Source organism: Kitasatospora sp. NPDC023385, from assembly GCF_055664045.1.
In genome coordinates this window covers 112,975-126,112 of record NZ_JBVOOL010000001.1, presented here as the reverse complement: position 1 = coordinate 126,112, position 13,138 = coordinate 112,975, and the positions used below count along the sequence as shown (strand labels likewise).

The 13,138-nt window shown below is 73.3% G+C and carries 10 protein-coding genes; 2 read left to right on the top strand and 8 right to left on the bottom strand.

Features of this window, described 5'->3' with window-relative positions; translation table 11 throughout:
• Positions 1 to 54: 54 nt before the first annotated feature.
• The 8 genes from AC0B61_RS00540 to AC0B61_RS00505 all read right to left on the bottom strand — a co-directional run bounded on the left by AC0B61_RS00540 (position 55) and on the right by AC0B61_RS00505 (position 9,750).
• Complete coding sequence (locus AC0B61_RS00540) at positions 55 to 1,155, bottom strand: nitric oxide synthase oxygenase (RefSeq protein WP_471738821.1); 1,101 nt, start codon at positions 1,153 to 1,155, stop codon at positions 55 to 57.
• Between the two features lie 342 nt (positions 1,156 to 1,497).
• The gene (locus tag AC0B61_RS00535) at positions 1,498 to 2,925 is read right to left on the bottom strand and encodes a sugar porter family MFS transporter (RefSeq protein WP_471738820.1); all 1,428 of its coding nucleotides are present in this window, start codon (positions 2,923 to 2,925) and stop codon (positions 1,498 to 1,500) included.
• Between the two features lie 211 nt (positions 2,926 to 3,136).
• Positions 3,137 to 4,108, bottom strand: coding sequence for an L-histidine N(alpha)-methyltransferase (gene egtD / locus AC0B61_RS00530; protein WP_471738370.1), 972 nt, complete (start codon positions 4,106 to 4,108; stop codon positions 3,137 to 3,139).
• A gap of 45 nt (positions 4,109 to 4,153) precedes the next feature.
• Entirely contained in the window at positions 4,154 to 4,903 is a 750-nt protein-coding gene (gene egtC, locus AC0B61_RS00525; protein ID WP_471738369.1) for an ergothioneine biosynthesis protein EgtC, read from the bottom strand.
• Positions 4,903 to 6,321 carry an ergothioneine biosynthesis protein EgtB gene (egtB, locus tag AC0B61_RS00520; RefSeq protein WP_471738368.1) on the bottom strand — a complete coding sequence of 473 codons (1,419 nt, stop codon included), beginning with the start codon at positions 6,319 to 6,321 and terminating at the stop codon, positions 4,903 to 4,905. The genes egtC and egtB overlap by 1 nt, the downstream gene beginning before the upstream one ends.
• Positions 6,318 to 7,610 (bottom strand): ergothioneine biosynthesis glutamate--cysteine ligase EgtA, encoded by a 1,293-nt coding sequence (egtA, locus tag AC0B61_RS00515; RefSeq protein WP_471738367.1) that lies wholly within the window; start codon positions 7,608 to 7,610, stop codon positions 6,318 to 6,320. The genes egtB and egtA overlap by 4 nt, the downstream gene beginning before the upstream one ends.
• Positions 7,611 to 7,942: 332 nt before the next feature.
• Positions 7,943 to 9,226 carry an aminotransferase class I/II-fold pyridoxal phosphate-dependent enzyme gene (locus AC0B61_RS00510; RefSeq protein WP_471738366.1) on the bottom strand — a complete coding sequence of 428 codons (1,284 nt, stop codon included), beginning with the start codon at positions 9,224 to 9,226 and terminating at the stop codon, positions 7,943 to 7,945.
• Positions 9,223 to 9,750, bottom strand: coding sequence for an SRPBCC family protein (locus tag AC0B61_RS00505; RefSeq protein ID WP_471738365.1), 528 nt, complete (start codon positions 9,748 to 9,750; stop codon positions 9,223 to 9,225). The genes AC0B61_RS00510 and AC0B61_RS00505 overlap by 4 nt, the downstream gene beginning before the upstream one ends.
• Before the next feature lie 245 nt (positions 9,751 to 9,995).
• Between AC0B61_RS00505 and AC0B61_RS00500 the strand changes: the two genes are divergently transcribed.
• Both AC0B61_RS00500 and AC0B61_RS00495 read left to right on the top strand, forming a co-directional pair.
• The gene (locus AC0B61_RS00500) at positions 9,996 to 10,802 is read left to right on the top strand and encodes an SAM-dependent methyltransferase (RefSeq protein ID WP_471738364.1); all 807 of its coding nucleotides are present in this window, start codon (positions 9,996 to 9,998) and stop codon (positions 10,800 to 10,802) included.
• 184 nt (positions 10,803 to 10,986) lie between these two features.
• A complete protein-coding gene (locus tag AC0B61_RS00495; protein ID WP_471738363.1) occupies positions 10,987 to 13,104 on the top strand; it encodes a putative bifunctional diguanylate cyclase/phosphodiesterase in 2,118 nt (705 codons plus the stop codon).
• Positions 13,105 to 13,138: the final 34 nt, after the last annotated feature.

The window sequence follows — 13,138 nt, the reverse complement described above, 5'->3', positions numbered from 1 at the left end:
TACCGGCGCCCCCCCAACCCGTGCGGCGCGTACGGCACGACCGGCGCGGCGGTGCTACCAGGGCTCGCGGGGGACGAAGGCCGGCCGCAACATCGGGTCCACCGGGTCGTAGTACCGGTGGTAGACCGGCGTCAGCGCGCCCGACACCGGGGGCACGATCCAGCTCCAGTCCGCCGGGGTCGGCCGGCCGAGCCGCCTCTCCTGCGCGACGTGCTTGAGGAAGCGTTCCGACTCGGTGTGGTGGTCGGCGATCGTCACCCCGGCTTCCTGGAAGGAGTGCAGCACCGCGATGTTGAGCTCGATCAGCGCCCGGTCGCGCCACAGGGTGCGGTCGCTGGAGGTGTCCAGCCCCAGCCGTTCGGCTACGGCGCCGAGCATGTCGTAGCGGTCGGTGTCGGCGAGGTTGCGGGCGCCGATCTCGGTGCCCATGTACCAGCCGTTGAACGGCGCGGTCGGGTAGCGGACACCGCCGATCTCCAGTGTCAGGTCGCTGATCGCGGGCACCGCGTACCAGCGCAGCCCGAGGTCGGCGAACCAGCCGTGCTCGGGGTGGCTCAGCGGTACCTCCAGCGTGGTGTCGTCCGGTAGTCCGTACCAGGCGGGGCGCTCGCCAGGGCGTTCCTGGACCAGCAGCGGCAGCACCTCGAAGCGGTCCTCGGCGCACTTCCAGCCCAGGTCGCGGGCCCGCGCGGCGAGCACCGTGCCGGCCGGGTCGCCGAAGGTGCCGCTCTCGGTGCGGTGGCCGGCGTAGCGGACCAGCTGCTGGTTGAGGATGCGCGCGGCCGGGCGGCCCGGGCGGTCGGGGGCGAACACCGAGACCACCGGCCGGATCCGCCCGCCGTTGCCCGCCAGCCGCAGGTGCTCGAAGCACTCGGCGGCGATGTCGTCGGCCGAGGAGAGGTGGCGCAGGTCGCGGACCACCAGGCTGCGCCAGTACAGCCGGCCGATGCAGCGGGCGGCGTTGCGCCAGGCGAGCTTGGCGCCGTAGGCGAGTTCGGCGGGGGTGTGCCGGTAGGTGCCGGTGCGGTCGATCTCGTCGAGGACGGCGCGCAGTCGCGGCTCCGGATCCCCGGCGGCGGGCTGCTCGCGGTGGAACTGCCGGACGAAGTCGGCGGCTTGGTCCGGGTCGGTGAACGGCGGCGGCGCGGACGGCAGTTGCGGACCGGGCGACGGTTCCGGCTGCGACGGTCGCGTCGGGTACGGCTGCCGGACCGCGTACGTCGGCTCGGCCTGATACGTCTGTGTCTGCGCGTGGGTGTGCGTGTGGGCGTGGGTGTCGGTGTGGGCGTACGGGCAGCCGCCGGTCGGGGCGGCGGCGGCGAGTCTGCGGGCGCGGAGCCGGTTGAAGATCAAGGACACATCCCTCCTGTCGCACAGGAGTACCGGAGGTGCCCGGTCCACCGCAGGGAGTGAACGATTCGGCCCCCGCACCCGCGCTGATCGCGCTAGGGTGCGGGGGCCGAAGGTCCGACAGTCGGATCAGCAGATGTCCGACTGTCAGCCCATGTCCTCCAGGCGGATGCCCTTCGTCTCCTTCAGGTATTTGGCCACGAAGAGGGCGGACAGCGCCGCGAAGGCGGCGTAGATCAGGTAGGTCGCCGACAGGTTCCAGCGCGACATCGACGGGAACGACACGGTGATCACCCAGTTCGCGATCCACTGCGCGGAGGCGGCGACGGAGAGTGCGGCGGCGCGGATCCGGTTCGGGAACATCTCGCCGAGCATCACCCAGACGACGACGCCCCACGACATCGCGAAGAACAGCACGAAGGCGTTGGCGGCGATCAGGGCGACGGTGGCCTGCAGGTCGGGCAGGGTGAGGTTGTCGCCGCTGCCGGTGGCCGAGGAGAACGCCCAGCCGGCCGCGCCGAGGGCGACCGCCATGCCGACCGAGCCGATCAGGGCGAGCGGCTTGCGGCCGATCCGGTCGACCAGCACGATCGCGACCACGGTGCCGAGGATGTTGATGACCGAGCCGATGAAGCTGATCAGCAGCGAGTTGCTCTGGTCGATGCCGACCGACTGCCACAGGATCGACGAGTAGTAGAAGATCACGTTGATGCCGACCAGCTGCTGGAACACCGACAGGCCGATGCCGACCCAGACGATCGGCAGCAGGCCGAAACGGCCGCCGAGCAGGTCGCTGAAGCGCGGGCGGTGGTCGGAGGCGATCAGGGTCCGGATCTCGGCGATCCGGGCGTCGGTGTCGACGCCCTCGCCCTCGACCGCGGTCAGCACCTTGCGGGCTTCGGCCAGCCGGTCGGCCTGGATCAGGAAGCGCGGGGACTCGGGGATGACCGAGGAGAGCGCGAAGTAGACCGCGGCCGGGACGACGCAGATGCCGAGCATCCACTGCCAGGCCTCCAGGCCGAGCAGCTGACCGCGGGTGTCGCCGCCGGCCGCCTGCGCCAGCACCCAGTTGACCAGCTGGGATATCGCGATGCCGAGCACGATCGCGGCCTGCTGGAAGGAGGCCAGCCGGCCCCGGTACTTGGTCGGCGCGACCTCGGCGATGTAGGTCGGGGCGATCACCGAGGCGATGCCGATGGCCGCGCCGCCGAGGACGCGCCACAGGGCGAGGTCCCAGGCGGAGAACGGCAGCATCGAGCCGACGGCGCTGACCGCGAACAGCAGCGCGGCGACCTTCATGACCTTGATGCGGCCGTACCGGTCGGCGAACCGGCCGGCCAGCGCCGCGCCGATCGCCGAGCCCAGCAGGGCCGAGGAGACGATCAGGCCGGTCACGCCGTCACCGACGCCGAACTTGTCCTGGATGCCGGAGACTGCGCCGTTGATCACGGAACTGTCGTAGCCGAACAGGAACCCGCCGAGGGCCGCGGCGGCGGTGATGAAGACGACGAAGCCGAGGCGGCCGGGCACGGGGGCCTCGACCGCCCCGGAGGGCTTCTGGGTGACGCTCACGATCTGACTCCTGGTACTCAACGCTGAGCTCGGTAGCGGAGATCGTAACCCTGTTCGTTTAAGTCTTGTACACCCGGGAGCTCAATTTTCGCTCCGAGAATTCGTAAGGTGAACAAGCAAATTGGGCCAGGGCGCGCCACCCCCGCTCTTCGCCGGATCCCGGCGGCTCCCGGGCGGTCTCCCGCCCGCTTCCCGCCTGCTTCCCGCCCGCTCCTCAGGCCGGGGTGGACAGTGAGAGCCCGAACCGGCCCTCCGGATCGGTCCACCAGTGGTCCAGCCGCAGCCCGGCCGCCGCCAGCTCCTCGTCCACCCGCTCCCGGCGGAACTTGGCCGAGACCTCGGTGCGCAGTTCCTCGCCCGGGGCGAAGTGCACCGGCAGGTCCAGGGCCGGGATCTTCACGGTCTGCGAGCGCAGCGAGCGCAGTCGCATCTCGATCCACTCCTGCTCCGGATCCCAGAGCGCGACGTGCTCGAAGGCGTCCGGGTCGAAGTCGGCGCCCAGTTCGCGGTTGAGCACGTTGAGCACGTTCCGGTTGAACTCGGCGGTCACCCCGGAGGCGTCGTCGTAGGCGGCGACCAGCACCGCCGGGTCCTTGACCAGGTCGGTGCCGAGCAGCAGGAAGTCGCCCGGGTCGAGGGCGGCCCGCAGACGGCGTAGGAAGGCCGCGCGCTCCTCGGGCAGCAGGTTGCCGAGGGTGCCGCCGAGGAAGGCGACCAGCCGCGGGCCGCCTTCCGGGGGGAGTCCGAGCCGGGCGGTGAAGTCGGCCAGCACGCCGTGCACGGCCAGCCCGGGGTACTCGGCGGCGAGCGCGGCGCCGGCCGTGGTCAGCGCGCTCTCGGAGACGTCCACCGGGACGTACGTCTCCAGGGTGCCGAGCGCGCGCAGGGCGTCCAGCAGCAGCCGGGTCTTCTCGGAGGAGCCGGAGCCCAGCTCGACCAGGGTGCGGGCGCCGGTGGCGGCGGCGATCTCGCCGGCCCGGGCGGTCAGGATGGCCCGTTCGGCGCGGGTCGGGTAGTACTCGGGCAGCCGGGTGATCTCCTCGAACAGCTCGCTGCCCCGCGCGTCGTAGAACCACTTCGGCGGCAGCCACTTGGGGGTGGCGGTCAGTCCGTGCCGCACGTCGTGGTGCAGCGCGGTGCTGAAGTGGTCGGCGGGCAACAGTCGGACGAGATCGAAGGTGTCCATGACAGGGTGGTTCCTCTGTTCAGAAAGTGAAGGGAGGGTGGAGAGTCAGGAGGGGTTCGGGAGCTGACGGACGGTGACGCCGGCTGCGTCGGCCAGCAGCAGCGAGCCGTCCGGGACAGGCGTCCAGCCCGGTCCGTCGTCGTACGGCTCGGAGGCCACCACCGTGCCGAAGCCCGGCAGGGTGCGGTGGTGCAGGGTGTCGCCCCAGGTGGTCGCGGCGATCGCGGTGCCGTCGGTGAGCAGCAGGTTCAACCGCCCGGTGGTGTGCGCAGCGACCTCCGCGACGGTGTCCGCCAGGGCCTCGCCGAGCCCGGCGCCGGCCCGCAGCCGGTGCAGGGTGAAGGCCCACAGCAGGGCCGAGTCGGTGCGCGCCTCCAACTCCAGCAACTCGACCGGGGGGAGCAGCGCGGCCAGTGCGTTCAGCTTGCCCGGCCAGCCGGCCACCGCGCCGTTGTGGCTGAACAGCCAGCGCTCGGCGGCGAACGGTGCGGCCGCGCCCTCGCCCGCCGCGCAACCCGCGGTGGCGGAGCGGACGGCGGCCAGCAGCGCCCGGGTGCGAAGGACCCGGGCGAGGTCGGCGAAGCCCTCGTCCGCCCAGATCGGTCCGGTCCGGCGGTAGCGGGCGGGCACCTCGTCGCCGTCCGCGTACCAGCCGAGGCCGAAGCCGTCCGCGTTGACCGTGCCGTACTGCTGCGTCCGCGGCGCCCAGGACTGCCGGTACAGCCCGTGTGGCGGGTGCACCAGCAGCTCCCGCGGCGCCACCGGCTCTCCCACGTAGGCGATGTGACGGCACATCAGCCGCGCTCCGCGTCGCGAGCGGTGCGGAACCCGGCGAAGATCTGCCGCCGGACCGGATAGTCCCAGTTGCGGAAAGTGCCCCGGCAGGCGACCGGCGCCACCGCGAAGCAGCCGCCGCGCAGCACCTTGTACTCCGGGCCGAAGAAGACCTCCGAGTACTCCTGGTACGGCCAGGCCCGGAAGCCCGGGTAGGAGCGGAAGTCGCTGGCCGTCCACTCCCACACGTCGCCGATCAACTGCCGCACGCCGTACGGGGACTGGCCCTCCGGGTAGCTGCCCGCCCCGGCCGGGCGCAGGTGGCGCTGGCCGAGGTTGGCGTGTTCGGGGCCGGGTGGCCCGTCGCCCCAGGGGTAGCGGCGCGAGCGGCCGCTGACCGGGTCGTGCCGGGCCGCCTTCTCCCACTCCGCCTCGGTCGGCAGCCGCCGCCCGGCCCACCGGGCGTACGCGTCGGCCTCGTACCAACTGACGTGCAGCACAGGCTCGTTCGGCGGTACCGGTTCGACCGTGCCGAAGTGGCGGCGGAGCCACTGGCCGCCCTCGCGCCGCCAGAACAGCGGCGCGGTCAGGTCGGCGCGCTGCCGGTGCTCCCAGCCCTCCGGCGTCCACCAGCGCGGGTCGTCGTAGCCGCCGTCGGCGATGAAGCGCTGGTAGGCGGCGTTGGTGACGGGCGTGGTGTCCAGCAGGAAGGCCGGCAGGTCGACGGTGTGAGCCGGTCGTTCGTTGTCCAGCGCCCACGGCTCGGTGTCCGTGCCCATCGCGAACGGCCCTGCGGGGATGAGGACTTCGGCGGGCAGCGTGGCCGCGTCGGCAGGCGCGGGCGGCGGCGGGGGAGCGGCCAGGGCCGGCTCGCCCTTGCGGAGCTGGTGGGTGATCAGCATCGTCTCGTCGTGCTGCTGCTCGTGCTGCGCGATCATCCCGAACGCGAACCCGGCCTCCAGCAGCGGCGCACCCTCCAGCGGGCTCGCGGCGAGCAGGTCCAGCACCCGTCCGCGCACGTCGTGGGCGTACACGCGGGCCTCGGCGGGCGCCAGCAGCGGCAGGCTGGGGCGCTCGGCCCGGGAGTGCCGGAAGGCGTCGTACAGCGGGTCGATCTCCGGGCGCAGCGGGTCACGGCCGCCGACGTTGCGCAACAGCCACAGCTCCTCCTGGTTGCCGATGTGCGCGAGGTCCCAGACCAGCGGGGACATCAGCGGGGAGTGTTGGGCGGTGAGGTCGCCGTCCTCGACGCAGTCCGTCAGCGCGGCGGTCCGGGCGCGGGCGGCCAGCAGCTCGGCGGCGATGGTCTCGCGCAGGTCCTCGGTGCTGGTACCGCTTTCGCTCCCGCTGCCGTTCTCGCGCAGGTCCTCGGTGCCGCGTAGCGCCTCGACCCCGGTGGCGGGGGCTGTGGTCGGGCCGTTCGGTCGGACGTCGGTCATGGTGCGGCCTCCTCCGGGGGAGTGCGTCGGGTGCCGGAGCGCAGGGCGTCCAGCTGGTCGTCGGCCGGGCAGCGGCCGCGCGCGGGGTAGCGCTCGGCGAACTCGGCGACGGCGGTGCGCAACCACCCGGCGCCGGGCAGGCGGCCCAGCGCGGCGTCGGCGGCGGCGAAGCAGGTGAGGGCGGCGCGGCGCAGCTCGGGGTCGGCGACGGCCAGGGTGGCCGCACGACGCCAGACTTCGCTGCGCGGCGGGCGCGGGCCGTCCCGGCACTCCAGCGGCTCCAGCGCGGCCAGCGCGGTGTCGGCGGCCACCGGGTCGTCCAGCAGGGCGGTGACCAGCGCGGCGACCACCATCCAGCCGTCCCCGGGCTGGGCGTCGATCATCCGCAGCTCCAGGTGGCCGTGCGGGCGCACCGGGGGGAAGAGGGTCGTGCGGTGGTAGTCCAAGTCGGCGAGTGTCGGCGGGCGTTCGCCCGCGCCGCGGATCCAGTCGCGGAACGTCAGCCCGGGCGGAGCCGTCCACGGGAGTCCCTCCGGCCGCTGCATGCACAGGACTTCGGCGTCCAGCACGTACTGCGCCCAGGCCTCGCGGGGGTCGCCGTGGTCCGGTTCCGGGGCCAGCGTGCGGCTCGGGTCCATCCGGGACCAGACGGTCTGCCGGGTCGACCGGTGTCCGGTCGGTTTTCCGTCCAGGAGCGGGGAGTTCGCGAAGGCGGCGACCAGCACCGGGCCCAGCCGGTGGACCAGTCGCCAGCGGCGCTCCATCGCGTGCGGGCCGCCCGTGTCGCCGGCGTCCAGGCACACCTGCACCGAGGCGGTGCCGGTCATCATGATCCGGCCCCAGGGCCCGGCGGAGTTGAAGAACCGCTCCATCGCGAGGTAGCGGGGGTGGTGGTCCAGCACCATCCGTCGGGGGCGGGCCAAGGGGTCCGTCCCGGTGCCGGTGAGTCGAAGGCCCTGCGCCGCGAAGGCGGCCCGCAGGGCGGTCAGATCGCGCCGGGTGTCGTCGACGCAGGCCAGGAGGCCGGTGGCGGGCGGGGAGCTGAGCTCGACCTGTCCGCCGGGTTCGAGCGTGAGGCGCGAACCGGAGGGGAGCGAATTGCCGTCGGGGCCGCCGAGGGGCAGCGACTCCAGTGCGGCGTGGAGCAGGTCCGGCCGAACGGGTCGGGTGGGACATCGGTCGTCATGGACGAACCACTCGACTTCGACGCCTACCAGTCGAGGTGGTCCGATCTTGAAACAGACGCCCGAGACGTGGCTGCGCGCCCCCGATTCGGTCAGCGGGGTCACCCCCGTCGGGGTCGGTGGCGTGCTCTGCCGGTCGGGCGGAGTGGTGCGGGATGTCGGTATCACCGGACTTACCATCCTCGGGATCACGATTGCGGCCCGGTCTACTTTGCCCAGTCTGCTACGGAGCATGCGGGCCCGCTCCGCAAATATCGTGTGAATGTTCGTTTTTGCAGGTCAGCGGCATGACGAACGGGTGAATCCGGGTTTGCCCGCGCCTTGGGACGGGCTCGTGCGCGGGCGCGCAGGGCCCGGCACATGCCGGGGTCACGGGTAAACCAGTCACGGGTGGCCGGGTGGCCGGGCGGCGGGAGGGCCGGTCAGGGGAGGTCAGGTCACGGGAGGTCGAGCCGCGCCAGCCGTTCCAGGACGGTGGCCAGCGTCGAGCCCGGCAGGGCGTAGTTCAGGCGCAGCGAACCCCGCCCGCCGGGGCCGAACTCGGCGCCGTCGGAGGCTTCCAGGCCGCAGCGCTCCAGCAGCGCCTGCCGGGCCGTCCCCGGCGGCAGGCCTAGGGCGGCGGCGTCCAGCCAGAGCAGGTACGACGCCTGCGGGGCCGATCGGACGGCGGCCCCGAGCCGGTCGTTGAGACGGGCCCGGGCGGCGGCGAGGTGGACGAGCAGAGCGTCCAGCCACGGGCCGCCCTCGCGCAGCGCGGCCTGCTGCACGGTCTGCTCCAGCAGGCCGCCCTCCCAGAGGCCGTAGCCGGCCAGGGCGTCGGCGAACCGGGTGCGCAGCCCCGGATCGGGCACGAGGGCGAAACTGCTGGGGATGCCGGAGCAGTTGAAGGTCTTGCCGACGGAGTTGAGGGTGACGGCGAGGTGGCGGTGCGCCGGGTCGACGGTGGTGACGGCGACGGGGTGCGGGCGGCCCGGGTGGGTGAGGTCGCCGTGCACCTCGTCCGACACCAGCAGTGCGCCCGCCTCCGCCGCCCGCTCGGCCAGGGCGCGCAACTCGTCGGCGGGCCAGACCCGGGCGGAGGGGTTGTCCGGGTTGCTCAGCAGGACGGCGGTGGCGGGACGGGGAAGCGGACCGTCCGGGAGGCGGTAGCCCCCCGGGCCGACGGGCAGGGGGAGCTCCCGGAACTCGAGGCGCGCGGCGCGGCACAGCTGGGCGAACCCGCCCCACTCCGGGGTCGGGAAAAGGACCGGCGCAAGGGGCGGTGCCGCCTCCGCCCGTACGGTCTCCAGCAGGATCCGTAGGGCGGTGCGCGGGCCGCAGGGCAGCAGCAGGACCCAGTCCGGGTCCACCTCGACGCCGTGCCGCGCGCGGTACCAGTCGGCCACCAGCGAGCGGCCGGCCGGGTCGCACACCGTGTAGCCGTAGGCGCGGTGGCGGGCGCGCCGCCGCAGGGCGTGGGCGATGGCGGGCGGGCCGGGGAGGTCCATGTCGGCGAGGCCCATGGGGATCATCCCGGGGGCGGTCGCCCGGGCCCACTTGCTGCTGCCGGTGCCGGTGCGGTCGAAGGGGGAGTCGAAGTCGAAGCCGCGGCCGAAGCGGGGGGCGGGGCCGAAATCGGGGCCGGGGGCGAAATCGGGCCCGACGCCGGGATCGGGAGCGCGCCGAACAGATGACAGATTTCGAAATCTGTTATCTGTTCGCTGAAAGTTGTCATCTGTCATGCGCCGCCTCCACTCGCCACGTACGCCGCCAGCCCCCGCCGCCCCCGCCGCATCATCACCGCGTGGTTGGCCCGGAAGACCGGGTGCAGCGGCAGGGCGAGCCGGCGCAGCAGGGACTTGCCGGGTCGGGTGTCCTCTTCGAACAGCACCCGGCTGCCCGCACCCCGCCCACCTGCGCCCAGGCCACCCGCACCACGCCCACCCACGCCATGCGTACGGCCCGCGCCGCCGGGGGCGTCCGCTGTCACCGTGAACCGCGACCACCCTTCGAGGTCGCCCCGCATGACCGCCTCGAGCACCCCGGCGGCCGGGTCGCGCCGGCGGGCCTCCAGGCTGATCACCAGCCGGTACGGCAGCAGTGCGCGCACCACCACATCGCCGGTCGTCTCGCCGGTCTCCCGGACCTCGCGGATCTCCGGCCACCAGAGCGGGTAACTCCGAACGTCCTCCAGCGCCGCGTACACGACGGCCGCCGGTGCCGCGAGCCGCCACACGCCCCGGAAGCGGTAGTGGTTGGGGTCCACGGGCCCACCCTAGCCGGGCCAGGGCGGTGCGGTGGCCGAACGCCGGTGGGCCGTTGCCGAGTTGGTCCGGCGGCCTGCCGGGCGCGGAGGTGAACGCTCCGGAAACGTCCGCTGTCGGGAGGGATGCACTCCGCTTGCACCTGTTCGGCGTGCGGAGGAGGATCTTCTGTGCTTGTAGTCTCATCTGTCACGGCAGCATCTCCAGGGCGCTGCACCCCCGGAACCGGAATGAAGGAGTCACAGGCATGCCGCGACCGAGCTGGGTACCGGAGGGCATGGACCTGGACAAACCGAACGCCGCGCGGGTCTACGACTACTACCTGGGGGGCTCGCACAACTTCGAGGTCGACCGGGAGATGGCCCGCAAGGCGCTCGCCCTGTGGCCGGAGCTGCCGCAGATCATGCGCTCCAACCGCGCCTTCCTGCGCCGCGCCGTGACCTTCCTCGCCGAGCAGGGCATCACCCGCTTCCTGGACATCGGCTCCGGCATCCCGACCTTCGGCGCCGTGCACGAGATCGTCCGCGCGATCCGCCCCGAGGCGAAGGTCCTCTACGTGGACCGCGACCCGGTCGCCGTCGCCCACAGCCGCCTGCTGCTGGAGGACGACGGGGCCGGCGACGTCGTCCAGGCCGACCTGCGCGACGTCGCCGACCTGATGGGCCGCCCCGAGGTGACCGAACTGCTCGCCGAGGGCGAGCCGGTGGCCGTCCTGCTCGTGGCCGTCGCGCACTTCGTCACCGACGACGAGGACCCGTGGAAACTGATCGGCGTGATCCGCGACGCGCTCCCGCCCGGCAGCGCGCTGGTGCTCTCGCACGCCTCCCTGGAAGGCCGCCCGGACCAGGCGGAGGACCACCAGAAGCTCTACCGGATGACGCCCACCCCGCTGACCATGCGCACCCACGAGCAGATCGCCGCGATGTTCGCCGGCTTCGAACTGGTCGAACCGGGCGTGGTCTACCTGCCGCAGTGGCGCCCGGACCAGCCCGACACGGTCGGCGAGCACCCCGAGCGGATGACCGGGGTGGCGGGCGTGGGGTTCCGCCCTTGAGCAGACGCGACCGACGAGGCACCGACGGCAGCCCGCCCCGCGCGGCGGCCGCCGGGAGCACGGCCCTGCGCACGGGCACACCAGCGGCCCTCAGCGGATCCGTCGCGGCCGGTGAATGCGTCGCTCCCGCTGAACCCGTCGCGGCCGCTGAACCCGTCGCGGACAGCGGCCGTGGGACGCACCGATGAGCACCCCCCCGCTGCGTGGCAGCGCCGAGCGGTTCCACGAGGACTGGGCCCGACTGCTCTCGGCCGACCACGGCATCGCCGTCCACCCCGGACTGCTCAACCGGCTCGTCGCGCGCACCGCCGCGCTGCTGCATCGCGCCCAGGAAGGCGAGCCGTTCGAGCCGAGCCTGGCCGCCCAGGCCGGCGCCGAGCTGGTCGACGCGCACTTCACCGACCCGGTGCTGCTGTCCCGGGCCGTCGAACTGCTCCAGGCGCAACCCCTCACCGACGACCGCGGTCCCGCCCTGACCGGCGCCTTCGCGGCCGGCTGGGCCGCCGCCCTGCGCGAGCGCACGCTGAGCGAGCAGGAGGCGATCCGCACCGCCGCCGACACCGCCCGCAAGGAGGCCGAACGGGCACTGCGCGCCTCCGAGGCGCGGTTCCGCGCACTGTTCGAGAGCGCCGCCATCGGCATCGGCATCGGCGACACCGACGGCAACATCCTGGCCGTCAACAAGGCCCTGCAGGAGCTGTTCGGCGCGGGGCCGGCGGACATGATCGGCCGCCGGGTCGGCGACCTCGTGCACCCCGACGACACCCCGGGCGTGTGGGAGGCCTACGAGGAGCTGATCGGCGGCAAGCGCGACTACTTCCAGTTCGACAAGCCGTACTACCGCCAGGACGGCGAGGTGGTCTGGACCCACCTGACCGTCTCGCTGATCCGCGACGACGACGGCTCCCCGCAGTACCAGGTGGCCATGCTGGAGGACGTCACCGACCGCTACCGGCTCCAGGAGCGGCTGCGCCACCAGGCCACCCACGACCCGCTGACCGGCCTGCCCAACCGCGCGGCCTTCTTCGAGCGGCTGGAGAAGCTGTTCGAGGAGCCGGATCCGGGCGACCGGTTCGGCCTCTGCTACGTCGACCTCGACGGCTTCAAAGTGGTCAACGACAGCCTCGGCCACGACATGGGCGACCAGCTGCTGGCCGCCGTCGCCGCCCGGCTGAAGGCCGCCCTCACCCCGCTCGGCCACCTGGTGGCCCGGCTCGGCGGTGACGAGTTCGTCGTGCTGCTGGAGAAGTGCCGCGGCGAACAGGAGGCGGTGTCCGCCGCGAAGACGGTGCTCAAGGCGCTCGCCGGCCCGGTCCTGATCGGCGACCACAAGCTCGCCGTGGGCGCCAGCGTCGGCGTGCTGGAGCGGCGGGTGTCCACCACCACCCCGGGCGCGGCCGTGCGGGCCGCCGACCTCACGCTCTACCGCGCCAAGGAGGCCGGTCGCGGCCGCTGGACGCTGTTCGACCCCAAGGAGAACGCCCGCGCGGTCAGCCGCTACGCGGTGTCGGTGCGGATGCCCGCCGCCCTCGACCGCGGCGAGTTCTTCATCGACTACCAGCCGCTCTACCGCCTCGCGGACGGCCGGCTGGCCGCCGTGGAGGCGCTGGTGCGCTGGCGCCACCCGCAGCTCGGTGTGCTCGGCCCGGACGAGTTCGTCACCACCGCCGAGGAGACCGGGCTGATCATGCCGCTCGGCCGCTGGGTGCTGGAGCAGGCCTGCGGCCAGGCCGCGGACTGGATCAAGCGGTTCGGTGACGCGGCGCCGCAGCTCAACGTCAACCTCGCGGTCCGCCAGGCCCGCAGCGCCGCGCTGGTCACCGACCTCGGCCGAATCCTGGACGGCACCGGCCTGGACCCGGCCCGGCTGCAGCTGGAGATCACCGAGTCGACCGTGGTCGGACCCGAGGACGAGGCGCTGCGCACCCTGCACGGGCTGGTCGACCTCGGGGTGTCGCTGGCCGTGGACGACTTCGGCACCGGCTGGTCCAATCTCTCCTACCTGCGCGACCTGCCGGTCTCCGGACTGAAGATCGCCGGATCCTTCGTCGGCGACCTGCACGAACCGGGCAAGGACGAGTCCACCGGGTGGCGGATCGTCAGCGGCCTGGTGTCGATGGCGCACGCCCTCGGGCTGACCGTCACCGCCGAGGGCGTGGAGACCCGGCGGGACGCCGAACGGCTGCGGACCATGGGCTGTGACTGGGCGCAGGGCTGGCACTTCGGCCGCCCGGTGCGGCCGGCGGAGATCGCCCGGCGGATCACGGAGGAGCCGAAGGGCCGCCCGGTCGAGGAGCGTTGAGGCGCGGTTAGGGGGCGGGCGTACGGGGGGCCGG